At 72.7% G+C, this 23775-nt stretch carries 22 protein-coding genes and 1 riboswitch; of the genes, 14 read left to right on the plus strand and 8 right to left on the minus strand.

All coding sequences use genetic code 11. From position 1 onward, the window contains the following. Positions 1–69 precede the first annotated feature (69 nt). Together ACQVFL_RS11635 and ACQVFL_RS11640 are read left to right on the plus strand one after the other, a co-directional pair. Positions 70–330 (plus strand): hypothetical protein, encoded by a 261-nt coding sequence (locus ACQVFL_RS11635; RefSeq protein ID WP_117228080.1) that lies wholly within the window; start codon positions 70–72, stop codon positions 328–330. Between the two features lie 122 nt (positions 331–452). Next, the gene (locus ACQVFL_RS11640) at positions 453–704 is read left to right on the plus strand and encodes a hypothetical protein (RefSeq protein ID WP_396695062.1); all 252 of its coding nucleotides are present in this window, start codon (positions 453–455) and stop codon (positions 702–704) included. Between the two features lie 51 nt (positions 705–755). Here ACQVFL_RS11640 and ACQVFL_RS11645 read toward each other — a convergent pair whose 3' ends face one another. Continuing rightward, entirely contained in the window at positions 756–2192 is a 1437-nt protein-coding gene (locus ACQVFL_RS11645) for a glycine hydroxymethyltransferase (RefSeq protein WP_396695060.1), read from the minus strand. Between the two features lie 18 nt (positions 2193–2210). Further along, positions 2211–2300: riboswitch (ZMP/ZTP riboswitch) on the minus strand. A gap of 108 nt (positions 2301–2408) precedes the next feature. On the opposite strand from ACQVFL_RS11645, the gene ACQVFL_RS11650 reads away from it, so the two are divergent. Then, positions 2409–3380 (plus strand): DNA polymerase domain-containing protein, encoded by a 972-nt coding sequence (locus ACQVFL_RS11650; RefSeq protein ID WP_431729337.1) that lies wholly within the window; start codon positions 2409–2411, stop codon positions 3378–3380. A gap of 7 nt (positions 3381–3387) precedes the next feature. On the opposite strand, the gene ACQVFL_RS11655 is transcribed toward ACQVFL_RS11650, so the two are convergent. Then, complete coding sequence (locus ACQVFL_RS11655; protein ID WP_350697391.1) at positions 3388–3834, minus strand: Lrp/AsnC family transcriptional regulator; 447 nt, start codon at positions 3832–3834, stop codon at positions 3388–3390. 164 nt (positions 3835–3998) lie between these two features. Here ACQVFL_RS11655 and pdhA point away from each other — a divergent pair, with 164 nt between their 5' ends. From pdhA to ACQVFL_RS11680, 5 genes are all read left to right on the plus strand, one after another. Next, positions 3999–5162 carry a pyruvate dehydrogenase (acetyl-transferring) E1 component subunit alpha gene (gene pdhA / locus ACQVFL_RS11660; RefSeq protein ID WP_431729338.1) on the plus strand — a complete coding sequence of 388 codons (1164 nt, stop codon included), beginning with the start codon at positions 3999–4001 and terminating at the stop codon, positions 5160–5162. Next, positions 5162–6175: an alpha-ketoacid dehydrogenase subunit beta gene (locus ACQVFL_RS11665; RefSeq protein WP_396695054.1), complete on the plus strand. Its 1014-nt coding sequence runs from the start codon at positions 5162–5164 to the stop codon at positions 6173–6175. The genes pdhA and ACQVFL_RS11665 overlap by 1 nt, the downstream gene beginning before the upstream one ends. Positions 6176–6251: 76 nt before the next feature. Next, a complete protein-coding gene (locus ACQVFL_RS11670) occupies positions 6252–7703 on the plus strand; it encodes a dihydrolipoamide acetyltransferase family protein (RefSeq protein WP_396695052.1) in 1452 nt (483 codons plus the stop codon). 561 nt (positions 7704–8264) lie between these two features. Continuing rightward, positions 8265–9524 (plus strand): L,D-transpeptidase, encoded by a 1260-nt coding sequence (locus ACQVFL_RS11675; protein WP_396695050.1) that lies wholly within the window; start codon positions 8265–8267, stop codon positions 9522–9524. Positions 9525–9736: 212 nt separating this feature from the next. Next, positions 9737–10087 carry an STAS domain-containing protein gene (locus ACQVFL_RS11680; protein ID WP_131057440.1) on the plus strand — a complete coding sequence of 117 codons (351 nt, stop codon included), beginning with the start codon at positions 9737–9739 and terminating at the stop codon, positions 10085–10087. A gap of 102 nt (positions 10088–10189) precedes the next feature. Here ACQVFL_RS11680 and ACQVFL_RS11685 read toward each other — a convergent pair whose 3' ends face one another. The 3 genes from ACQVFL_RS11685 to ACQVFL_RS11695 all read right to left on the minus strand — a co-directional run bounded on the left by ACQVFL_RS11685 (position 10190) and on the right by ACQVFL_RS11695 (position 12323). After that, a complete protein-coding gene (locus tag ACQVFL_RS11685) occupies positions 10190–10570 on the minus strand; it encodes an FKBP-type peptidyl-prolyl cis-trans isomerase (RefSeq protein WP_396695048.1) in 381 nt (126 codons plus the stop codon). A 215-nt stretch (positions 10571–10785) separates the two neighbouring features. Continuing rightward, positions 10786–11355, minus strand: a complete 570-nt coding sequence (locus ACQVFL_RS11690; protein WP_396695046.1) for a hypothetical protein — start codon at positions 11353–11355, stop codon at positions 10786–10788. Positions 11356–11597: 242 nt separating this feature from the next. Continuing rightward, entirely contained in the window at positions 11598–12323 is a 726-nt protein-coding gene (locus ACQVFL_RS11695; protein ID WP_396695044.1) for a helical backbone metal receptor, read from the minus strand. 132 nt (positions 12324–12455) lie between these two features. Here ACQVFL_RS11695 and ACQVFL_RS11700 point away from each other — a divergent pair, with 132 nt between their 5' ends. Next, on the plus strand, positions 12456–13310 hold the full coding sequence (locus tag ACQVFL_RS11700) for a hypothetical protein (protein ID WP_431729339.1): 855 nt from the start codon (positions 12456–12458) through the stop codon (positions 13308–13310). Between the two features lie 267 nt (positions 13311–13577). After that, positions 13578–14855: a hypothetical protein gene (locus tag ACQVFL_RS11705; protein ID WP_431729340.1), complete on the plus strand. Its 1278-nt coding sequence runs from the start codon at positions 13578–13580 to the stop codon at positions 14853–14855. Between the two features lie 73 nt (positions 14856–14928). Here the strand turns inward: ACQVFL_RS11705 and ACQVFL_RS11710 are convergent, their stop codons facing one another. Next, on the minus strand, positions 14929–15273 hold the full coding sequence (locus ACQVFL_RS11710) for a histone-like nucleoid-structuring protein Lsr2 (protein WP_396695038.1): 345 nt from the start codon (positions 15271–15273) through the stop codon (positions 14929–14931). A 267-nt stretch (positions 15274–15540) separates the two neighbouring features. On the opposite strand from ACQVFL_RS11710, the gene lon reads away from it, so the two are divergent. Continuing rightward, entirely contained in the window at positions 15541–17877 is a 2337-nt protein-coding gene (gene lon / locus ACQVFL_RS11715; RefSeq protein ID WP_396695036.1) for an endopeptidase La, read from the plus strand. Between the two features lie 201 nt (positions 17878–18078). Here lon and ACQVFL_RS11720 read toward each other — a convergent pair whose 3' ends face one another. Together ACQVFL_RS11720 and ACQVFL_RS11725 are read right to left on the minus strand one after the other, a co-directional pair. Next, the gene (locus tag ACQVFL_RS11720) at positions 18079–19776 is read right to left on the minus strand and encodes a DEAD/DEAH box helicase (protein ID WP_396695034.1); all 1698 of its coding nucleotides are present in this window, start codon (positions 19774–19776) and stop codon (positions 18079–18081) included. A 104-nt stretch (positions 19777–19880) separates the two neighbouring features. After that, complete coding sequence (locus ACQVFL_RS11725) at positions 19881–20768, minus strand: hypothetical protein (RefSeq protein WP_431729341.1); 888 nt, start codon at positions 20766–20768, stop codon at positions 19881–19883. A gap of 133 nt (positions 20769–20901) precedes the next feature. On the opposite strand from ACQVFL_RS11725, the gene ACQVFL_RS11730 reads away from it, so the two are divergent. The 3 genes from ACQVFL_RS11730 to ACQVFL_RS11740 all read left to right on the plus strand — a co-directional run bounded on the left by ACQVFL_RS11730 (position 20902) and on the right by ACQVFL_RS11740 (position 23774). Continuing rightward, complete coding sequence (locus tag ACQVFL_RS11730) at positions 20902–22059, plus strand: sensor histidine kinase (RefSeq protein ID WP_431729342.1); 1158 nt, start codon at positions 20902–20904, stop codon at positions 22057–22059. Beyond that, positions 22056–22661, plus strand: a complete 606-nt coding sequence (locus ACQVFL_RS11735; protein WP_396695028.1) for a response regulator — start codon at positions 22056–22058, stop codon at positions 22659–22661. The genes ACQVFL_RS11730 and ACQVFL_RS11735 overlap by 4 nt, the downstream gene beginning before the upstream one ends. A 159-nt stretch (positions 22662–22820) precedes the next feature. Then, positions 22821–23774, plus strand: coding sequence for a DUF5715 family protein (locus tag ACQVFL_RS11740; protein WP_396695026.1), 954 nt, complete (start codon positions 22821–22823; stop codon positions 23772–23774). Position 23775 lies beyond the last annotated feature (1 nt).

A 23775-nucleotide genomic window follows, 5' to 3' on the forward strand; every position in this document is an offset into this window, starting at 1 on the left:
GACACACCGCGTTCGTCGGAAAGCGAACGGTGACCTTAGCCGTACCGTGCTCCTGCGTGGACGGTCATAATGGGCGGCATGGTTGCCTGGGAGTATGCCCTGCTGGTTCGCCGTTACCAGGGACAGGGCCGCAATTTCCACGTCTCGTTCGTCTGGTACGGCCCGGACGGATCCCGGAAGGACATCACCGCGTACGGCGACACCGCCGTGGCGCACCTCAACCGGTACGGCCGGGAAGGTTGGGAACTGGTCACCGCCGCCGAGGACGTCAACAACGTCCAGGGCAGCACCGAGGTGCACCGATATCACCTCAAGCGTCCCCTGAACTGAGTTCACCCCATCGTCGGTCGACCATCGCCCGGGAACGCGTTGACGGCGCGTCCCGGGCGTCGTCACGCTTGTCGACAGATGTCGATGCGTGCGCGTCGACCGGTCTGTTGCAGGGGGTATTCATGCGCAAACGCAGGATGCTGGCGCCGGTGGCGGCGCTCGCCACGATCGGCGCCGCTCTGGTGGTCGGGGCGGCACCGGCCCAGGCGGATCCGCCCGGCGGGACGCTGCGCGGGGTCTACTACAGCTACGACTTCTGCCGCTCGTACGGCTTCACCGGCGCCGCCGAGGGCCGATGGGACTGGTGGTACTGCGAGCAGAGCTACGCCCCGCAGAGCGCCCAGTGGTTCCTCTGGACGTTCGACTACTCCTGATCCCCGTACGGTGCGCGCCGAGCCGGACACCGGCCCGGCGCGCGTCCGTCGTCAGCCGAGGTCGACGTTCGGGTACAGCGGGAATCCGGCGAGCAGTTCGCCGGCCTGCCGGCTGACCTTGTCCGCCAGCGCGGGATCCAGCACGTATTTGGCCTTGGAGGCGGTGCCGTCCGCGTTCGCCCCGGCGCTGGTCTGGCTGAGCACCGTGTGGATCAGCTCGGCGGTGCCGTCCATCTCTGCCGTGCCCAGCCCACGGGTGGTCAGGGCGGGCGTACCGATCCGGATGCCGGAGGTGTACCAGGCGCCGTTGCGGTCCTGCGGCACCGCGTTGCGGTTGGTCACGATGCCCGAGTCCAGCAGCGCCTGCTCGGCCTGCCGACCGGTCAGCCCGTACCCGGTGACGTCGATGAGCACCAGGTGGTTGTCGGTGCCGCCGGTGACCAGCGTGGCGCCCCGGCGCAGCAGCCCGTCGGCCAGCGCCTGGGCGTTGTCGACGATCCGCTGGGCGTAGTCGGCGAAGTCGGGACGGCGCGCCTCGGCCAGCGCGACCGCCTTGGCGGCCATCACGTGCGGCAGCGGCCCGCCGAGCACCATCGGGCAGCCCCGGTCCACCTGGTCGGCCAGCTCCGGGCCGCAGAGCACCATGCCGCCGCGCGGGCCGCGCAGCGACTTGTGCGTGGTGGTGGTGACGATGTGCGCGTGCGGCACCGGGTCGAAGTCGCCGGTGAACACCTTGCCGGCGACCAGACCGGCGAAGTGGGCCATGTCCACCATGAAGGTGGCGCCGACCGAGTCGGCGATCTCCCGCATGATCCGGAAGTTCACCTTGCGCGGGTACGCCGAGTAGCCGGCGACGAGCACCAGCGGCCGGAACTCGCGGGCCGCCTCGGCGACCCTGTCGTAGTCGATCAGGCCGGTGGCCGGGTCGGTGCCGTAGCTGCGCTGGTCGAACATCTTGCCGGAGATGTTGGGCCGGAAGCCGTGGGTGAGGTGACCGCCCGCGTCCAGCGACATGCCGAGCATCCGCTGGTCGCCCAGCTCCCGGCGGAGCGCGAACCAGTCCTGCTCGGTGAGGTCGTTGACGTGCCGGGCCTGGGCCCGCGCCAACGCGGGGGACTCCACCCGGTCGGCCAGGATCGCCCAGAACGCCACCAGGTTCGCGTCGATGCCCGAGTGCGGCTGCACGTACGCGTGCGTCGCCCCGAACAGCTCCCGGGCGTGCTCGGCGGCGAGGGCCTCGACCGTGTCGACGTTCTGGCAGCCGGCGTAGAACCGACGCCCGACCGTGCCCTCGGCGTACTTGTCGCTGAACCAGTTGCCCATCGCCAGCAGGGTGGCCGGCGAGGCGTAGTTCTCGCTGGCGATCAGCTTGAGCGACTCGCGCTGGTCGGCCAGCTCCGCGCCGATGGCGTCGGCCACCCGGGGCTCGACGGCGCGGATGACCTCCAGCGCGCTGCGGAAGGCGGCGGATTCGGCGTTCGGCGGCATGCGACCTCCAGGTGACGTGCGGAAGGCCCAGGCGCTCGGCGTGCGTCCTCATGACGGGGCCGCTTCCCGATGGTGCTCCATCTCGACGCGCCAGTCACGGCCCCCGCCGATCCTAGCGGGTGGGCTGTCCGGCCTCGCGCACACCGGGTCGGACCCGCCCCGACCGGCCCGCGCGCTCGCCCCCGCGCCGGCCGTCCTGCGTCGTACGCTCGGCAGGTGGCGACCGCGGCCGAGGAGATCCAGGTGGGGCGGCGGGTGGTCCGCGTCTCCAGCCCGGACAAGCCGTACTTCCCGGAGCGTGGGCTGACCAAGCTCGACGTGGTGCGCTACTTCCTCGCCGTCGGCGACGGCATCCTGCGCGCGCTCCGGGACCGGCCGACGATGCTGGAACGGTGGCCGCGCGGGGTGTTCGAGGGGGCGACGGTCGCCACCCGGCAGGACAACCGGGGCGACGCCTTCTATCAGAAGCGGGTGCCGGCGGGCGCGCCCGACTGGGTGGGCACCGCGCACATCACCTTCCCCAGCGGGCGCAGCGCCGACGAGGTCGCGCCGGGGGAGTTGGCGGTGGTGATCTGGGCGGTCAACCTGGGCACCCTGCGGTTCCACCCGTGGCCGGTGACCCGGGCCGACGTGGAGCGGCCGGACCAGCTCCGGATCGACCTCGACCCGATGCCCGGGGTGGACTTCGACCAGGTCGTCCCGGTGGCGCACGAGGTGCGCGGCTTCCTCGACGAGCTGGGCCTGACCGGCTACCCGAAGACCACCGGCGGGCGTGGCCTGCACGTGTACGTCCCGATCGAGCCCCGGTGGAGCTTCGGCGACTGCCGGCGGGCGGTGCTGGCGCTCGGCGGCGAGATGCGGCGGCGCCGGCCGGACCTGGTCACCACCACCTGGTGGCGGGACCAGCGGGACCGGCCGGTCTTCGTCGACTACAACCAGATGGCCCGGGACCACACGATGACCTCGGCGTACTCGATCCGGCCGACGCCCGCGGCGCTGGTCTCCGCGCCGCTCGACTGGGCCGAGCTGGACGACGTACGGCCGGAGGACTTCGACGTGACCACCGTGCCGGCCCGGTTCGCCGAGCGGGGCGACCCGCACGCCGGTCTGGACGGGCCACGGTTCTCGCTGGACCCGCTGCTGGAGCTGGCCGACCGGGAGGGGCTGGCCGCGCCGCCGGAGCGCTGAGCGGCGGTCAGGCCCACGGGCTGCGGACCCCGTCGTACTCCTCGAAGACCAGCCAGCTCCGGGTGGACAGCACCCCGGCGATGCGCTGGACCCGGTCCAGCACCACGTCCCGCAGCGTGGCGTTGTCCGGTGCCCGGACCAGGGCGAGCACGTCGTGTTCGCCGCTGAGCAGCGCCACGTGCTCGACGTAACGCACCCGGGCCAGCTCCGCCGACACCTCCCGCCAGGTGTTCTGCTGGATGGTCAGGGCGATGTACGCCGAGGTGCCCAGCCCGGCGGGCTCCGGCGCGACCCGGGCGGCGAACCCGGTGACCACCCCGTCGCGCAGCAGCCGCTCCATCCGCGCGTACGCGTTGGTGCGCGACACGTGCACCCGCTCGGCGAGCGTCCGGACGGAGATCCGCCCGTCCCGGGTCAGTTCGTCCAGGATCCGCCGGTCCACCTCGTCCAGCATCGGGGCCGTTCGTCCCGGTCCACCCCGCAGGGGCGGTGCGTCAGCGGTCTCCTGGCTCACCGGAGCCTCCCATCAGTGCCATACATCCCGCGTTCACCGGCCATCTTGAGTCAATCATCCGACCACAGGAGCATAGGTCCACCACACGTCCAGGAGGTTCCGCCGTGACGACCACCCCTCAGGCGGCCCGCAGGGCAACCCCGCGGAAGCGCCGGTCGGCCACCCCGACCGTGCCCGACCCGGCCGCCGCCCTGCTTCCCCAGGCCGATCCGGTCCGGTTGCTGAACCCGGACGGCACGCTGCTGCCGTCGCGGGCCGACTATCCCGAGCCCCCCGTGACGGCCCTGCGCGAGATGTACCGCCGGATGGTCGTCGGCCGCCGGTTCGACGCCCAGGCCACCGCGCTGACCAAGCAGGGCCGCCTCGCGGTCTACCCGTCCTCCCGGGGCCAGGAGGCGTGCCAGGTCGGCGGGGTCCTCGCGGTGCGCGACGACGACTGGGTCTTCCCGACCTACCGCGAGTCGATGGCGCTGACCGCGCGGGGCATCGACCCGGTCGAGGTGCTCACCCTGCTGCGCGGTGACTGGCACTGCGGGTACGACCCGGCCGTACGTCGCACCGCCCCGCAGTGCACGCCGCTGGCCACCCAGTGCGTACACGCCGCCGGACTGGCCTACGGCGAGACGTACCAGGGGCGGGACACGGTGGCGTTGGTCTACATCGGCGACGGCGCGACCAGCGAGGGCGACTTCCACGAGGGGGTCAACTTCGCCGCCGTGTTCAAGGCACCGGTGGTCTTCTTCGTCCAGAACAACCGGTACGCGATCAGCGTGCCGCTGTCCCGGCAGACCGCCGCACCGACGCTCGCCTACAAGGGCGTCGGCTACGGCGTGCCCAGCGAGCAGGTCGACGGCAACGACCCGGTCGCCGTGCTCGCCGTGCTGGAGAAGGCGGTCGCGCACGCCCGCGCCGGCAGGGGACCGTTCCTGGTCGAGGCACACACCTACCGGATGGAACCGCACACCAACGCCGACGACGCGACGCGCTACCGCGACGCCGACGAGGTCGAGGCGTGGCGCGACCGCGACCCGGTGGCCCGGCTGGAGGCGTACCTGCGCTCCCGCGAGGTCCTCGACGACGCCGCCGTGGCCGCGATCGCGCAGGAGGCCGAGGAGTACGCGGCGCGGCTGCGCGAGCGGATGAACACCCAGCCCAGCGTCGACCCGCTCACCCTCTTCGACCACGTCTACGCGCAGCCCACCCCGCAGCTCGCCGCACAGCGCGACCAGGTCCGCGCCGAGCTCGCCGCGCAGGAGGAGGACGCCTGATGGCCACCATGACCATGGCGAAGGCGCTCAACGCGGCGCTCGCCGACGCGCTGCTCGACGACGAGCGGGTCGTCGTCTTCGGCGAGGACGTCGGGCAACTCGGCGGCGTCTTCCGGATCACCGACGGACTCCAGGCCCGCTTCGGCGACAAGCGCTGCTTCGACACCCCGCTGGCCGAGGCCGGCATCGTCGGCTTCGCGGTCGGACTGGCCATGTCCGGGTTGCGCCCGGTGGTCGAGATGCAGTTCGACGCGTTCGCGTACCCGGCGTTCGAGCAGATCGCCTCGCACGTGGCGAAGCTGCGCAACCGCACCCGGGGCGCGTTGAGCGTGCCGATGGTGATCCGGGTGCCGTACGCCGGTGGCATCGGCGGTGTGGAGCACCACTGCGACTCCTCCGAGGCGTACTACGCGCACACCCCCGGTCTGAAGGTGGTCACCCCGGCGACCGTGGACGACGCGTACTCGCTGCTGCGGGAGGCGATCGACGATCCCGACCCGGTGGTGTTCATGGAGCCGAAGAAGCTCTACTTCACCAGCGCCGAGGCGGACCTGCCGACGCGTACCGCACCCTTCGGGCGGGCGGTGGTCCGTCGGCCCGGCCGGGACGCCACCCTGGTCGCGTACGGACCGGCCGTACCCGTCGCGCTGGAGGCCGCCGAGGCCGCCCGCGAGGAGGGCTGGGACCTGGAGGTGGTCGACGTACGCACCATCGTGCCGTTCGACGACGACACGATCGCGGCCTCGGTCCGGCGCACCGGCCGTTGCGTGGTGGTGCAGGAGGCACAGGGTTTCGCCGGAGTCGGCGCGGAGATCGCCGCCCGGGTGCAGGAACGGTGCTTCCACGCCCTGCACGCGCCGGTGCTGCGGGTCTCCGGGCTGGACATCCCGTACCCCGCGCCGATGCTGGAGCACACCCACCTGCCCTCCGTCGACCGGGTGCTGGACGCGGTCGCCCGCCTTCAGTGGGACGACCAGCCGGACTCCCGCTGGCTCGCCGAGGTGCCGGCATGAGCGAGCGGAGCGAGCGAATCATCGGGTTCCGTGTGGTGGAGTCTCGTGGCGGCACGCAGCGGAGCGGAGTGCCGGCATGAGCGAGCAGGTCTTTCTCCTTCCCGACCTCGGCGAGGGGCTCGCCGAGGCGGAGATCGTGCAGTGGCGGGTCGCGGTGGGCGACGTGGTCACCGTGGACCAGACCGTGGTCGAGGTGGAGACGGCCAAGGCGGTCGTGGACGTACCCTGCCCGTACGCCGGCCGGGTGGTGGCCCTGCACGGCGCCGAGGGTGAGGTGCGTCCGGTCGGCCAGCCGCTGATCACGGTGGCCGCGCCGGTCACCGACGGCCCGACCGAGCCCGCCGGGCACGCGGTCTACCGCGAGGAGGAGCGGGCCGGCTCGGGCAACGTGCTGATCGGGTACGGCACCGGGCACGGCGGTCCGCGCCGCCGTCGACGTCCCCGCCTCGCCCCGACCGCGGGGTCTGGGGCGACGGTCACCGGCACGGCCCCGGCCGTCGTCGGTTCGGCCCCTGCTGTTCCTGTCGGCTCGGCCGTCGTCGGCGCGGGTAGGTCCGCGACTTCGGCGTTGGTCATCTCGCCGATCGTGCGGCGGTTGGCCCGTGAGCACGGCGTCGACCTGACCATGCTGCGCGGCACCGGGCCGGGCGGTGTGGTCCGCCGCGCCGACGTCGAGGCGGCGGTCGACGCGATCACGATGGAGCGCTCGACGACGGGCGTGACCACGACGGGCCGGTCGGCGGCGGGCGCGCCCGTGACGGGACTCGCCGCGCCGGATCTGGCCGCCGGGACACCGTCCCCGTCGGCGCACGTGGGACTCGCTCCGGCCGACGCGCGGGACCAGGTGATCCCGTTGACCGGCATCCGCCGGGTGATCGCCGACAAGCTCTCCCGCAGCCGCCGGGAGATCCCCGAGGTGACCATCTGGGTCGACGTGGACGCCACCGGCCTGCTGAGCACCCGGGCCGCGATCAACGCCGCCCGACCGGACCGGCCGGTGAGCATCCTGGCGCTGTTCGCCCGGATCTGCCTGTCCGGGCTCCGCCGGTATCCGCAGCTCAACGCCCGGGTGGACACCGAGGGGCAGCGGATCGTCCAGTCCGCCGCGGTGCACCTGGGCATCGCCGCCCAGACCGACCGTGGCCTGGTCGTGCCGGTGCTGCGCGACGCCGACCGGCTCACCACGGCCGAGTTGGCGACCGAGCTGGCGGCGACCACGACCGCGGCGCGGGCCGGTGAGCTGCCACCCGCCCGGCTCACCGGGGGCACGTTCACGCTCAACAACTACGGGGTGTTCGGTGTCGACGGCTCCACGCCGATCATCAACCACCCTGAGGCGGCGCTGCTCGGCGTGGGTCGCATCGTGGACAAGCCCTGGGTGGTGGACGGGAAGCTGGCGGTGCGGAAGGTGACCCAGCTCAGCCTCACCTTCGACCACCGCGTGTGTGACGGGGGAGTCGCCGGTGGCTTCCTGCGGCACGTCGCCGACTGCGTCGAACAACCGGCCCTGCTGATCGCCTCCGTCTGACCCACCCGCACCGCCCGCACAGACGTCGCCTCGGCGCAGGCCCCTCAGGCGTCGATGCAGCCTCCTCAGGCGTCGATCATGGAGTTGTGTACAGGACATAACGGCTGATAAGCGGCCGAAATGACAGCCACAACTTCATGATCGACGGAGTGGGGCCGCAACTCCATGGTCGACGAGGGTTGGTGGTCGCGGGTCGCGGGTCTTACGGCCGGCCGACGGGCGAGGGGCACCTCCACGGCGCGAGCGCGGGTGAGTGGCGCGGACGGGGTGGCGGTGCGGATCGGTGGTGGGCTCGGCGTGCCGGAGGACGTCGGGCCCACAGGCGACCGTAGGCCCGAGAGCGGGCGAACCTTCGTGGACCGGTGGGCTTCCGGACATCGGTCGCAGGTCGCCGACTAATGGTCGGGATAGCGCGGTCGAGTCTTTTTCGGTCCACCGTGGCGTGATGGCGCGGAAATGTCCCCGGCGCAATTAGCGCGCTGTTTCGTCGAATTGCCGAGTCGCTGGTGGGTAGCCGGTGAGAATGTGGCGGAGGGCGAGAAATAAACGGGGGGACGCATCATGAACCTGAGGGGGCGATTGGCGCTGCTGACGGTGGCCGTCGCAGCGGCGCCACTGGCGTTGGGCGCGTGCACGGGCGACCGGAAGGTCGTCGGGGAGGGCCGACAGGTCGCTCCGGAACTCTCCGTGACGCCCGCCGAGGGTGCGCGGGACGTGCCGGTCAGCGGTGAGATCGGCACTGCGGTCAAGCACGGGCGGGTCACCGACGTACGGATCACCGACGACAAGGGCGCAAAGGTCGGGGCCGAGCCGCGCGAGGACGGCACCGGCTGGGTGCCGACCGAGGTGTTGCAGCCGAAGCGGACGTACACCGCCGAGGTCACGGTGACCGGCGAGAAGGGACAGACGGTCACCCGGAAGACGACCTTCACGACGCAGCCGAAATCGTCCAAACCGGCGATCACCAGTACGCTCTATTTCGCCGGTAATCGGACGTACGGCACGGCAATGCCGGTAACCGTCGCGTTCGACCCGCCCATTCCCAAAGAAGCCAGGGCGGATGTGCAGCGTCGTTTGTTCGTGAAGACGGATCCACCGCAGCCGGGCACCTGGTCCTGGGTGTCCGACGGTAGTCAGGTCTATTACCGGGCGCCCGATTTCTGGCGGCCCGGCACGTCGATCAGCGTGCGTGCCGCGCTGGAGGGCCTGCCGATCGGCAAGGAGAACGTCGGTGACGCCGACCGACGGGCCACGTCGAAGATCGGCCGGCAGGTGGCGTTGGAGATCGACAACGCGACCAAGCAGATGTCGGTGATCCGGGACGGGAAGCTGCTGCGCAAGCTCCCGGTCAGCCTCGGCAAGCCGAGCACCCCGACCTCCAGCGGCAAGATGGTGATCATGGAGAAGCACGACTTCACCACGTTCGACACCACGGGCTCGGCCGACCCGTACGTCGTCGATGTCGAGGACGCGCAGCGGCTCACCTGGGGCGGCGAGTTCATCCACGGCGCGCCCTGGTCGGAGGGGGACCAGGGGTACGCCAACGTGTCGCACGGCTGCACCAACCTCTCGGCGGCCAACGCGGACTGGCTGATGGGCGTCACGCAGGTCGGTGACCTGGTCACCGTCAAGGGCACCGAGGTCGAACTCGGCGAGGGCAACGGCTGGACGGCCTGGAACGTCGGCTGGGACCGGTTCGCCGAGGGCAGCGCGCTGCCCGTACCCGCCGGATTGGGGCCGGCTCCGACCGCGTCGGCCGACCCGGGCGCGGTGGCCGGCGGTGGCTCGCCGGAGCCGCAGCCCTCGGCCAGCGGCGGCTGAGCGCACCGACGGCTGACCGCATCCGACGGTCGGGCACCGGCCCGGTCCACCGGGCCGGTGCCCGCCGTGGTGGGCGGGCCGCTGCTGCTCAGGTGGTGTCGGGGGATCGTCCCTAGGGTGGACACGCCGGGCCTGCGGGTCATGCCCTGGGCTTACCCGGAACCGCCTTTGCGCAGGGTGTGAGTGTCGGTGGTGCGGGATAGGTTCTTCTCATGCCAGAGCGCGAGGAGCGGTTCCACGTGGAGACCACGGTCTTCGACGACGCGGTGTGCGTCCGCGTGGTCGGCGCCGTCGACATCGCCACCGTCGCGGCGTTCCGCGCGGCCCTCTGGGCGGCACCGGCCCGGCCGGAGCTGCGGGTGGACCTCTCCGAGGTGCGGGTGCTCTCCGCCGCCGGGGTGCGCACGCTGATCGCGGCCCGGCTCTGGGTGCGGGCACAGGGCGGCCAACTGGTGCTGACGGACCCGCCGCCGGTGGTGGAGCGGGTGCTGCGCGCGACCGGCCTGCGTCGGGTCATCCCGGTCGTCGGCTCGTGCTCCGAGCGGGTGCTGGCCGGGGTGTGACGTCGCGTCGGCGGGTTCGCCCGCCGGGCGGGCGAGGGTCGGCGTCCGAGGCCGACCGCGCGTCCGGCGCCGGGTACGGGGGCCGGCGCCGGACGCGGACGCTCAGCGGACGCCGAGCAGGTCGACCACGAAGACCAGGGTCTCGTTGGGCTTGATGACGCCACCGGCACCCCGGCTGCCGTAGCCCAGGTGCGGCGGGATGGTGAGCTTGCGCCGGCCGCCGACCCGCATCCCGACCACGCCCTGGTCCCAGCCGGCGATGACCCGGCCACCACCGAGCGGGAACTCGAAGGCGTCGCCCCGGTTCCAGGAGGCGTCGAACTCGGCTCCGGTGGAGTGCGACACCCCGACGTAGTGGACGCGGGCGACCTGGCCGGGCTGGGCCTCGGGGCCGTCGCCCACGGTGATGTCCTCGATCACGAGGTCGGCGGGCGGGGCACCCTCGATCGGACCGATCTCGGGCTTGCTCGCTGCCTGGTTCATGCGGATTCTCCTGTGACGTCGGTTCTGGTCAGCACAATCCTGCCGGATGCTACGCCAGCGATGCCCGTCGCACGCCGCACGACGGTCCGGGACGGCCGGAGCGCTCACGACGGCCAGGGGCGGGAGCGCACACGAGACGGAGCGGGACGGAGCGCACACGACGGCGGGCGGCACCCGCAGGGGGCCGCCCGCCGTGTGGGGAGGGAGGTGACAGGTCAGCGGAGCCAGGCGAGGCGCTTCACGATCGGCAGCCGGGCCCAGGTGCGGCCGAGGCCCCAGGTGTCACCGGCGTCGGTCACCGCGAGCAGCGCCAGCACCCCGGCGTAGACGAGGTGGTCGTCCATGAAGGGGTTGTTCGCGGGCGGTAGGGCCGCGGTCCACATCAGCACCAGCAGCAGACCACCGGCGGCGGCGGCGACGCGGATCCCGATGCCGAGGATCAGGGCGGTGCCGATCGCGGCCAGACCGAGCATGAACAGCCAGTCGGCCCAGGCCGCGCCGGCGATGCTCTGGTAGAAGCCCTCGAACGGCCCGGTGACGCCGAAGCTGAGGAATCCCTTGGTGGGGCTGCCGCCGTTGATCCAGGCGTTCTCGCCCTCGGTGGCGAACCCCAGGCCGAACAGCTTGTCCAGGAACGCCCAGAGGAAGATCCAGCCCAGCGCCAGGCGCAGCCCGGCGAGCAGGTAGCGGGTGGCCCGCTTCCGGTTGACCTGCTCCCGTACGGTCTCGGCCCCCGGGGCCTTGGCGGCGGTGTTCCGCTGGATCATCGCGGTCATGATGTCCACGTCCCTTCTCTGCTTCGCACCGCTGTCCCGGTGACACCTTCATTGGACGCCGGTGGGGCCGGGTGCGGTCAGGGCCGACCGGGCCCGGACCGGGCGGGACCTTCGACCCCTTCCGGCCCGGGCCGTCGGACCGGGTGGGAGACGGGCGTACGTCGTCGGAGCGGCGCCGGGGCCGGGGCGCTGAGTGCCTGGCCGGGCCGGCGCGCCCGGGTGTGCCGCGCTGTCCGGGCGCGGGGTGGCGGTCAGCCGACGGTGACCGGGTTCGCCAGTTGCCCGGCCAGCACCGACGGGGCCTCGGCCAGCGAGGGGCCGTACCAGGTCAGGTGCCGTCCGGAGAGCAGCGCGCACGGTACGCCCGGAAACGCCTCCGGCCCGTCGTCGGCGGTGAACCGGTACGGCTCGTCCGGCAGCACGACCAGGTCGGGTGCGGTGGCGCGCAGCTCGTCCACCGTCGGACGCGGATACCGTTCCGGCTGCCCGGCGTAGAGGTTGGACACGCCCAGCCGACGGAGTACGTCACCGGCGAAGGTGTCGGCGCCGAGCACCACCCAGGGCCGCCGCCAGACCGGCACCACCGCACGGTGCCGCACCGACGGAGTCGGAAGGTCGGCCCAGGCCCGTCGTGCCGTCGTCAGCCACTCGGGTTCCGCCGCCGCGCCCAGGTCCCGCAGCAGGTCGGCCAACTCGGTCAGGGCGGAGTCCACGGTGCGCGGGTAGGTGACCCGGACCGGCACCCCGGCGGCGGCCAGCACGTCGGCGTCCTCGCGCCGGTTCTCCTCGACGTTGAGCAGCACCAGGTCCGGCCGCAACGCGCGGACCCGATCCAGGTCGGGGTACTTGCTGCCGCCCACCCGGGGCACGTCCAGGTCGGCCGGGGCGGTGCACCAGTCGGTGGCCCCGACCAGCAGGCCGGGCAGGGTCACCGCCACCGCCTCGGTCAGCGAGGGCACCAGGGACACCACCCGCACGCGTCCGCCTCCTCGCCTCCGGCGCGGTCGGTCACCGTCGTGGCGGTCACCGAGGGCCTACCGGGGGAGCCGCCCGGCATGATCGTCATCCTAGACTCGGTCGGTCGGCGGCAGGATTGGGTGGATACGACGATGACCGGTGGCGACGCGTGGCTGTCGACGATTCCGGCCGGTGGGCGTACGCCCGTGCTGGTCCGCGCGGGGCAGCGGGTGCACGCCGGCCCGCGTCTGGGTGAGGTGATCCGGCGTCGTCCGCCGGGGCTCACCGGCAACCAGTGGAACACCGCCGCCCGGGTGGTGCTCGATCACGTGGTCTGCGCGGACGACACCGGCCTGCCGCAGTTCGCGGTCGAGTTCCGTCAGCCGACGCCGGATGCCCCCGCCCGACGGGTGGACCGGATCGTCGAGGCGGTCACCGCCAGCGTCTGCCTGCCGCTGCTGCGCATCGGCTCGGCCACCCTGCGCGCCGCCGACCACGGCCCGCGCATCGTCGGGTACGTGATCGACGCCCGCCGGTACGCCGACGGGGCCGTCGTGTCGGACGTACCCGCCGTCGGATACCGCGACATCGTCGGCCGGCTGCCGGACGGGCGCACCGGCGCGGTCAACGACCTCGGCGCGCTCGCCCGGACCGAGGCGGTCGAGGCGTACGTGGCGCGGCGACTCGCCGATCCGATCCTGCGCGGACTGCACGTGCGCTGGGCCGACGGCCCGGTCGAGGGGTGGAGCTGGGTCGAGGTGCGCCCCGGCGAGTTTCTGGTGGAACGGGTCGTCCTGCGGACGTACCGATTCTCCTGTGGTGTCGATCCGGCGCGACTGGCCGAGGATCTGGCCGCGCTCGCTGTCGGTGAGCGCCTGCGCACCCTGGATACGGAAACTCCCGTCCTGACCGGACGGGCCGATCTGCTCGACGACATCCGGCGACTCGGGCAGCGCCGCGACGAACTCGTGGACGGTTTCGCCTACGACCACCTGCACCAGGTCTGACCTGCCCCGAAGCCGTACGGTCGGGGCCGTCGAAAAAAAGTCCACCTTCTTTTGAACTCCCGCCACGGCGGGGCCGTACCTCACCGGGAATGGACAGGATCTCCCCAACCCGCGCCGGGCGGCGCGGGAGACGGTGCGGAAAGGGCATCGTCGTCTGTCGACGTGCCACCGGTGCGTTCGAACGGCCTCCGTCGAGCGCGCCACCACGATTCCGTTCGGTCCGTCGAGTCACGCGTCAGGTACCGGATCGAGAAGGAGAGCAATTCGATGCGCAGGTCCACCCGGTCACGCAGACCATCAGGTAACACGCGGACCAAACGACTTCTGGCCGTTGGTGCCACGCTCGCCGTCTTCGGTGGCGTGGTCGCCGTTACCCAGATCTCGTCGGCCGGTGACCGACGGCCGAACAAGCAGCAGACCCGCCCGATCTCGGCAGAGTGTGTGGAGCCCAGCCCGGGTGCGACCGCGCCGACCGCCCGTGGCGCCACCACCACCCGTACCTTCCAGAACGGTCGGTGGGTGACCAACCACTGGGGTGACGGGCAGCAGTCCGTCGAGGAGTGCCAGGAGACCCGCAGCGGTAACGGTGGCGCGACCACCGGTGCCTTCGCCGTGGCCTGTCCCGACGTGGTCAGCCGCCTGCCGCAGGTGCCCGACCGCGCCCGCGCCGAAGTGGACCGCAACCTGGCCCTGCTGCAGACCCAGATCACCGAGGCCGACCAGCGCCTGGCCGCCGAGGGCAACAAGGGACAGGCGTTCATCCGCAACGCGATCCTCGACCCGCTGGCCAGCAAGCGGCGGGCCACGCTCGACCGGATCACCATCGCCATCGACCGCTTCGGCCCCCGGCCGCGTGGCCTCGCCGGTCTGGCCGCCTGCCAGGTGCAGCCGGTGAACAACAACAACGGTGGGAACAACGGCGGCAACAACCCCAACAACGGTGGGAACAACGGCGGGGGCAACAACAACGGCGGCAACAACGGCGGGGGCAACAACAACGGCCTCGACGTGCTGGCCAACAACTGCAACAACAGCCAGCTCCAGCCGCACGACGGCTTCCAGAACGGCAACCGCTGCATCAGCACCGCCTTCGGTGAGGTCGGCGCCGCGGCGAACAACCCGTCGCTGCTGATCACCGAGTTCCCGCAGCAGATCAACCGCAACGAGGGCTTCTCGCTGCGGGTCAGCACCCGCAACCTGGTCCGGGACCGCTTCCTCCCGGCCGGTCAGGGTGGCTACTACCTGGAGAGCTCGCTGCTCAACGGTGAGGGTCTGACCCGTGGTCACTTCCACACCGCGTGCCGGATGCTGAACAACACCGACGAGGCGCCGGCAGCCGATCCGGTCCCGGCCTTCTTCGTGGCCACCGAGGACGGCGGCGGCGGTCGCCAGCCGGACAGCGTGGTCATCCAGATCCCGGGTCTGCCGGACTCCGGCACCGCGCAGTGCGCGGTCTGGGCCGGTGACGGTTCGCACCGCATCCCGATGTCGGAGCGGGCCAACCAGACCCCCGCCTTCGACGCGGTGCGGATCCAGGTCAACTGACCCGAAACGACACGCGGGCCGTCCGGAACCAGGTTCCGGACGGCCCGCGGCGTTTGTGTGGCGGGGCTGCTGTTCAGCGGTTCTTGTACGCCTCGACCACCTCGACCGGGATACGACCCCGCTCGGAAATCTTGTAGCCGTTGCTGACCGCCCATTCCCGGATCGCGCGGTTCTGCTCGCGGTTCATTCCGGGTGCCGCAGCGGTGACGCGACGCGGTCCGCGACCGGTGTCGGCGCTGCCGCGTCCGAGCCGCCGACCCGCATTGATAAACGGATCCAGCGCCTTGCGCAGGACTCCCGCGTTCTCGTCGGAGACGTCGATGGTGTAGCTCACGCCATCCAGGCTGAACTCGACCGTGCGATCGGCCTTTCCGCCGTCGAGGTCGTCAGTCAGCACCGTGATTACTTTTCTCGCCATCGTCGATTACTCCCTGTGTCTGGCGGGGTGTGGTCAAAGTTTGACTCATCGCCCGGCAATTGCGCAACAAAAGCCCCTCCTTACCGGCTCTCGCGTTTTGCGCCGCTCGTAAATCCCGATTACCCGGCGTTCCCGCCGTCGGTACGGATGTGTCGGCGGCGCATCCGGCCAAGGGGGCGTTCGTGTGCTGGGTCACACCGTGGAACAACGACGACCCGCCTCGACTTGAGTCAGACACGCTCAACTCAATGCGATAGCAGGTGTTCGATGGCAACTCTTCCGGTACTTCCACTGACCGACGCGGTACTGCTGCCCGGCATGGTCATCCCGGTGACCCTCGACCCGACCACCCAGGCCGCGGTCGACGCGGCCCGCACCACCGGCGACCGCAGGCTGCTCGCCGTGCCCCGCCTCGACGGCGAGTACGGCTCCGTCGGCGCGGTCGCCACCATCGAGAAGGTCGGCCGGCTGCCCAGCGGCGAGCCCGCCGCCGTCGTCCGTGGCCTCGCCCGCGCCCGCATCGGCTCCGGGGTGCCCGGGCCCGGCGCGGCCCTCTGGGTCGAGGCGACCGAGATCGACGAGCCCGCCCCGGCCGGCCGGGCACGGGAACTGGCCCGCGAGTACCGCGCCCTGGTGACCTCCGTGCTCCAGCAGCGCGGCGCATGGCAGGTCATCGACGCGATGGAACGGATGACCGACCTCTCCGAGTTGGCCGACTCGGCGGGCTACGCACCCTGGCTCACCCTGGCGCAGAAGACCGAACTGCTCGCCGCGCCGGACGTCACCGCCCGGCTGGAACTGCTCGTCGGCTGGGTCAAGGACCACCTCGCCGAGCAGGAGGTCACCGAGCAGATCAACTCCGACGTCCGCGAGGGGTTGGAGAAGACGCAGCGGGAGTTCCTGCTGCGCCAGCAACTCGCCGCGATCCGCAAGGAACTCGGCGAGGACGCCCCGGACGGCTCCGCCGACTACCGGTCCCGCGTCGAGTCCGCCGACCTGCCCGAGAAGGTACGCGAGGCGGCACTGCGCGAGGTCGGCAAGCTGGAGCGGGCCAGTGACGCCTCCCCGGAGGCGGGCTGGATCCGTACCTGGCTCGACACGGTGCTGGAGATGCCGTGGAGCACGCGTACCGAGGACAACACCGACCTGGCGGCGGCGCGGGCCGTGCTCGACGCCGACCACGCCGGGCTGGCCGACGTGAAGGACCGCATCCTGGAGTACCTGGCGGTGCGCAACCGGCGGGCCGACCGCAACCTCGGTGTGGTCGGCGGTCGCGGCTCCGGCGCGGTGCTGGCCCTGGCGGGTCCGCCCGGAGTCGGCAAGACCAGCCTCGGCGAGTCCGTCGCCCGGGCGCTCGGCCGCAGGTTCGTCCGGGTCTCCCTGGGCGGTGTCCGCGACGAGGCCGAGATCCGGGGCCACCGGCGCACCTACGTCGGCGCGCTGCCCGGACGGATCGTGCGGGCGCTGCGCGAGGCCGGCTCGATGAACCCGGTGGTGCTGCTCGACGAGGTCGACAAGCTCTCCGTCGGGTACGCCGGCGACCCGGCCGCCGCCCTGCTGGAGGTGCTCGACCCCGCCCAGAACCACACCTTCCGGGACCACTACCTGGAGGTCGACCTCGACCTGTCCGACGTGCTGTTCCTCGCCACCGCCAACGTGGTGGAGGCGATCCCCGGCCCCCTGCTGGACCGGATGGAACTGGTCACGCTGGACGGCTACACCGAGGACGAGAAGGTGGCCATCGCCCGGGACCACCTGCTGCCCCGGCAGCGGGAACGGGCCGGGCTGACCGCCGACGAGGTCGACGTCGACGCACCGGCGCTGGCCAAGATCGCGGGGGAGTACACCCGGGAGGCCGGCGTACGGCAACTGGAGCGGGCGCTGGCGAAGGTCATGCGCAAGGTCGCGGTGGCGCTCACCGACGACCCGACGCCGGTCCGCGTCGGTGCCGACGACCTGACCCGCTACCTCGGGCGGCCCAAGCACACGCCGGAGTCGGCGGAGCGGACGGCGGTGCCCGGCGTGGCCACCGGCCTGGCGGTCACCGGAGCCGGCGGCGACGTGCTGTTCATCGAGGCGACCAGCATGGACGGCGAACCGGGGCTGACCCTGACCGGCCAACTCGGCGACGTGATGAAGGAGTCGGCGCACATCGCCCTCTCCTACCTGCGCGCCAACGGCCGTCGGCTCGGCCTGGACCCGAACGCCCTCGCCGGGCGGCGGATCCACCTGCACGTCCCGGCGGGCGCGGTGCCCAAGGACGGCCCCAGCGCCGGTATCACGATGGTCACCGCGTTGGCCTCGCTGGCCAGCGGCCGACCGGTCCGCCCCGAGTTCGGGATGACCGGCGAGGTGACGCTCTCCGGCCGGGTGCTGCCCATCGGCGGGGTGAAGCAGAAGCTGCTCGCCGCGCACCGGGCCGGTCTGACCGAGGTGATCATCCCGGCCCGTAACGAGCCGGACCTCGACGACCTGCCCACCGAGGTCCGCGAGGCGCTGACCGTGCACACGCTCGCCGACGTGGCCGACGTACTCGCCCTGGCGCTGCGCCCGGCCGAGATCGACCCGGCGGCGTTGGACGGCGAGGCGCTCGCCGCCGCGTGAGAGGCTGGATGAAAGGAGGGGGCCCTTGCTGACGCCTGCGGTAGAGCAGGGGTCCCCTGCTCACACCAGGCACCGCCGACCGGCGCCATCCCGTGCGGGGTGGCGCCGGTCGCCGTGCACGGGCGCATGCCGCGTGAGGAAGGGCCCCCTGCTATGCCGCAGGCGTTAGCAGGGGGCCCTTCCTCACGACGAAACGAAGCCTCAGCGGCGCTCGTCGCGGTCGCGGCGTACGGTGGCCTTGCGGCCCTTGATGGTGCTGCCGCGCAGCCCGGCGATCACCTCGTCGGCCACCCCGTTGGGCACCTCGACCAGGGAGAACCGGTCGGCGATCTCGATCGAGCCGATGTCCCGCCCCCGGATGCCGGTCTCCCCGGTGATCGCACCCACCAGGTCCTGCGGCCGGACCCCGGCGCGTCGGCCCAGCCCGATGAAGACCTGGGTGGTGCCGCCGGTGCGGGGCCGTGCCGGCCGTCGGTCACCCCGAGCGTCCTGGCCGGGCCGGGTGTCACGGGTCGGGCGGACCGCCACCTGCGGGATCTCCTCCTCGGCCTCGTCGGAGCCGGGCAGGGTCGCCTCGTGGGACAGTTTCACCGCGGCGAGCGCCACCTCCATCAGGTCGAACTCGTCGCTGAGCGTCTCCACGATGACCCGGAACGGCTCCAGGTCGTCCTCCAGCAGGCTCTCCCGCAGTGCTGCCTGAGTCAGCTCCAGGCGGCGGGTGCGCAGGTCGGCGACGGTGGGGATCTTGTCGATCGTGATGCGTTGGCCGGTGACCCGTTCGATGGTCTTGAGCATCCGGTGTTCCCGGGGCTCGGCCAGGGTGATCGCCACGCCCTCCCGGCCGGCGCGACCGACCCGGCCGATGCGGTGCACGTACGACTCGGGAGCCGACGGCACGTCGTAGTTGACCACGTGGCTGAGCTGCTCGACGTCCAGTCCCCGGGCAGCGACGTCGGTGGCCACCAGCAGGTCGGCGGTGCCGGAGCGCAGTCGGCCCATCACCCGGTCCCGCTGTTCCTGGCTCATCCCGCCGTGCAGGGCCTCGGCCCGGTAGCCGCGCCCGTTCATCGTCTCGGTGAGCCGGTCGACCTCCTCCCGGCTGCGGCAGAAGACGATCGCCGCGGTGGGCGACTCGACGTCCAGCACCCGGCCCAGCGCCGCCGGCTTGTGCGCCCGCGCCACCAGGTACGCGCTCTGGCGTACCCGGGGCGCCGTACCGGCCACCGGCTGCTCGCGGGCGATGAGGATGCGGACCGGGTCGGTCAGGTGCGCCTGGGCCATGCCCTCGATACGCGACGGCATGGTCGCCGAGAAGAGCACCGTCTGGCGCTGCGCGGGCGCGTGCTCCAGGATCGCCTCGATGTCCTCTGCGAATCCCATGTCCAGCATCTCGTCGGCCTCGTCGAGGACCACGGTGGCCAGGTTGCCCAGCCGTAGCGTGCCCCGGGCGATGTGGTCCAGGGCCCGGCCGGGAGTGGCCACCACCACGTCCACGCCGAGGTCCAGCGCCCGCAGTTGGCGGCCGATCGGCTGTCCGCCGTAGATCGGCAGCACCCGCGCGCCGAGGTCCTTGCCGTACCGGTGGAACGCCTCGGACACCTGCACGGCGAGTTCCCGGGTGGGCACCAGCACCAACGCCAGCGGCTCACCGCCGGGCCGGTCGGTCGGCATCCGGTGCAGCAGGGGCAGCGCGAACGCGGCCGTCTTGCCCGTACCCGTGGCTGCCTGCCCGAGCAGGTCACGGCCGGTCAGCAGGGTCGGGATGGCCTCCCGCTGGATCGGCGTCGGCTCCTCGTAGCCGAGTGCGGACAGCGCGGCGAGCAGTTCTGGCCGCAGGCCGAGGTCCGTGAAGGCGGGCGGATCCATGGTCGCGTCGGGCGGTACGGGCGTGGAACTCATGGGTCAAGCCTTTCATCACGCCCACCCGGCCGCTGCGGCGACCACCGGCAACACGCGGGCGGGGCCCGCCGCAGGGTGGCGACGGGCCCCACGGAGGCGGTCGGCTACGCGGTGACCAGCGCCAGGATGATGGTGATCCCGAGGACCGCGTCGATCACGCCGCACCACTGGGCGTAGGCGCGGGGCACCACCTGGCCGGTCCGGTGATGGATCACGTCCCAGCCCGCGTGGGCCAGCCAGCCGATCGCGACCAGCCACTGCCCGGCCGGGCCGCCGACGATCACGGCGAGCAGCGCCAGGCCGGACCAGCCGGCCAGGCCGGCGAGCTGGAGCCGGAGCGCACCCGGTACGCCCCACTGCCGTCGGACGGTACCGATGATCAGATACCCGGCCGGCAGGACCAGCAGCGTGTACGCGGCCAGCGGTACGGGTGAGCTCCAGTTGTCGGCGGTCATCAGCAGCGCCAGCCCGGCCGGCCAGCGCTGTGCCACCGCCCGTGCCCACGGGTGTCGCGGCGCGGCGCGGTTCGGGTGGTGCACGGCGTACTCGGCCCGACGCCGCAGCACCGCCGCCACCATCGCCGGCACCATCAGCACGTGCGTGCCCATCATCAGGGCGTCGCCGTCGAGCAGCCCGGCCCGGTACGGCACCAGCAGCACCAGCACGGGCACGTACATGGCCAGGACCATCTCGCCGACGGCCGGGCCGGAGTGGCCCCGGTACCACATCCAGACCGCCATGCCGATGCTCATGTCGGTGGCCATCAGCAGCGCCGCGAGGCCGGGGGCGGCCGGGCCCAGCCCGAGCAGCCCGGCCAGGGCGGCGCGGGCCGCACCGAGCGCCAGCATGCCGGCCACCATGGCCAGCGCCATCTCCACCAGGTGCCGGGCCAGCGGCGGCAGGCGCGAGTGGCGAACCGGCGCGGCCGGTTGCCCGTGGATCGTCGGGGTGGACGGGGTCGGTTTGCCGGGGGCGGCGAGGGCGTCGGTCATGACGTCGATCGTCGTGGCGGGCGACGTCGGCGACAATCCGCGTTCCGTCCCCGGTCGGCCGGGCACGACGCCCGGTCGGGCCGGGCGGAACGGGGGCTCCGCCGGTGCGGTGACGGGTTCTACCCTGACCGGCGTGGGGACGGACGGGACGGTGTCGGGCAGCGAGCGGACGCTCCGCCGCGCCCGGACGGCCACCATGGTCTCCCTCGCCGTCGGCATGGCCGCCACCCTGCTCCTGCCGGCGGTCGGGCTCGGTCGGGAGCCGGATTCGTGGTGGGTGGCCTCCGGCGTACTCGCCATCGGCGCGTTCGCGCTGGTCCTGGCGGGCGCGGTGGGCGCGGCACTGACCACCGGGTGGTCCGCCGCGCGGCGCCGACGGCTGCGGATCGGGTACGCCGCCGTCGCGGTGCTCGGTGTGCCGCTGGCCGCACCGGTCGCCGTCGGCGACTGGCCCACCTGGGCCTGGCTGGGCGCGGCGACGGTCGGCGGGGTGCCCCTGCTTGCCCCGCTGCGGGCGGCGCTTCCGGCCACCGTGCTGGCGATGGTGGTCGCCGGGGCGGTGGCGCAGGCGACCGGCGCGTCGATCGGGCAGGCGTTGCTGGTCGTCGGCACCGCCGGGCCCGGCGTCGCCGTGGTGAACGGCTTCCAGGTGTGGTTCTGGCGGCTGCTGGTGCAGGCGGAGCAGGGGCGCGCGGCCCAGGCCCGGCTGGCTGCCGCCCAGGAACGGTTGCGCTTCGCGGCGGACGTGCACGACCTGCTCGGACACCACCTGACCGTGATCACGCTGAAGGCCGAGCTGGCCGCCCGGCTGACCACCGCCGACCCGGCGCGGGCGGCCCGGGAGGCGGGCGAGGCGCAGCGGCTCGCGGCCACCGCCCTCACCGAGCTGCGCCGGACGGTGCACGGCTACCGCCGGGTCGACCTCGGTGAGCAGGTGACGGCGGTCGCGCAGGTACTGCGGTCGTCCGGCGTACGGTGCACCGTCGTGCCGCCCGCCGGTGAGTTGCCGCCGGAGGCGGCCACCCAACTCGCGGCGGTGCTCCGCGAGGCCGGCACCAACGTGCTGCGACACAGCCGGGCCGGCTGGTGCCGGATCGAGATCAGCCAGCGGGAGGACGAGGTGCGGATGACCGTGACGAACGACGGGGCGACCGAGACGGGGACGGCTGACCGGCACAGTCACGGCCTGCGCGGACTGGCCGACCGGCTCGCCGGTGCCGGTGGACGGCTACGCGTCGAGCGGACCGACGACGTGTTCACCGTCGAGGCGACCGTACCGGCCGTCGCATGATCAGGGTCCTGCTCGCCGACGACGAGGAACTGATCCGTACCGCCCTGGCCGCCCTGCTGGAGCTGGAGGCGGACCTGACGGTCGTCGCGCAGGCGGCCGACGGCAGCGCGGCGGTCACCGCCGCCCTCGCCCACCGACCCGACGTTGCCGTGGTCGACCTGGCCATGCCCGGCCAGGACGGCTTCGGAGTCGCCGCCGAGCTGGCCCGGGTGCTGCCGGACTGCGCGGTGGTCATCCTCACCGGGCAGGGACGCCCGCCGCACCTGGCCCGCGCGCTCTCCGCGGGAGCCCGCGGCTTCCTGCCCAAGGGCGCGCCGGGCGGAGCACTCGCCGACGTGATCCGCCGGGTCCACGCCGGTGGTCGGTACGTCGACCCGGCGCTGGCGGCCGACGCGCTGAGCATCCCGCCGTGCCCGCTGACCCCGCGCGAACTGGAGACGCTGCGGCTCGCCGAGGAGGACGCCTCCGTCGCCGTCATCGCCCGCCGAGCCCGGCTCTCCCCGGGGACGGTGCGCAACTACCTGGCTCTCGCCGTGCAGAAGCTCGGCGCGGACAGCCGGGCGGAGGCCCGCCGGATCGCGCGGGACAACGGCTGGCTGTGACCGTTTCGTCCGAGACCGGAGGCGATGCCACCGGTCCGCGCGGTCTGGCCCGGACTGGTCCCCTTCGAGGGAGAGCGGAGGATTGTTCGGACCCATCCCGATCGGTGTGATTACCGTCTGCTACAGGCGATCACCGCACGACGGGAGAGGGGACCCACCATGCGAGTGCCGAGCCGAAGCCCGGGACACCAGTCCGGTCCTCCCTCGCCGACCCGTCGGCGTCCCCGCGTCCCGAGCCGTCCCCGCACGACGGACGGGCCGGACCTGGACGCCTACCGGGAAGCGGTGGGCGAGCTGCTGGTCGAGGTGGGCGCGCTCGCGGCGGCGAGCAGCACGAAGGCCCGCCAGGTGCTGATCGACCAGCGGCTGCGGGAGCCGGCCATCGCCGCCGTGCTCGACGACACGCCGCAGGGGTTGATCGGCGCGCGGGAGACCCTGCTGCTGGAGATGGCCCGATACCAGCCGAACGCCCGCAGCTCTGCGGGCGATCTGGCCGCGCTGGTCCGGATCTATCTGCTGTCCCGCATCGACGTGATGTGGTGGCGTGACGCGTCCACCTTCGTCACCGACGCCGAGGTGCACCACAGCGCCCAACTCGTCGACCTGGAGTGGCTGCGCCGCCGGGGCCTGCTGCGGTTCCGCTACACCGAACAGCCCCGCACGGTGCTCGGCCGGGGCGTACGCGCGGTGCGGCGGCGGGTGCTGCCGGACGCCACCCCGCGTACCGCCGGGTTGCTGTTCCGCCGGGCCCGGCGGGAGGTCGTGGCGCTGCTCAACGACATCGGCCGGGAGTTCACCGCGGCCACCACGGTCGGCACGCCGCCGCTCTGGGTGACCAGTCTGGTCCGCAGCGCCGAGCACCAGTACCGGCTGCGTCGTCTCGGGTACGCCGCGATGGTGCCGAGCGGGCACTGCCTGGGTTGGGCGGTGGACGTGGAGATGGCCTGGTACGAGCGCTTCGGGGCGCGGGACACGCTGGCCGGGATCCTGCTGGACCGCCAACGGGCCGGCGAACTCAACGTGATCGACGAGGGGCAGGCCTGGCACATCTGCCTCGCGCCCTCGGCGACGCGGCGGCTTCGTCGGGCGTACGAGGCGGAGATGGGGATCTGAC

This window comes from Verrucosispora sp. TAA-831, assembly GCF_050780145.1.
In the GTDB taxonomy this organism is placed as follows: domain Bacteria; phylum Actinomycetota; class Actinomycetes; order Mycobacteriales; family Micromonosporaceae; genus Micromonospora.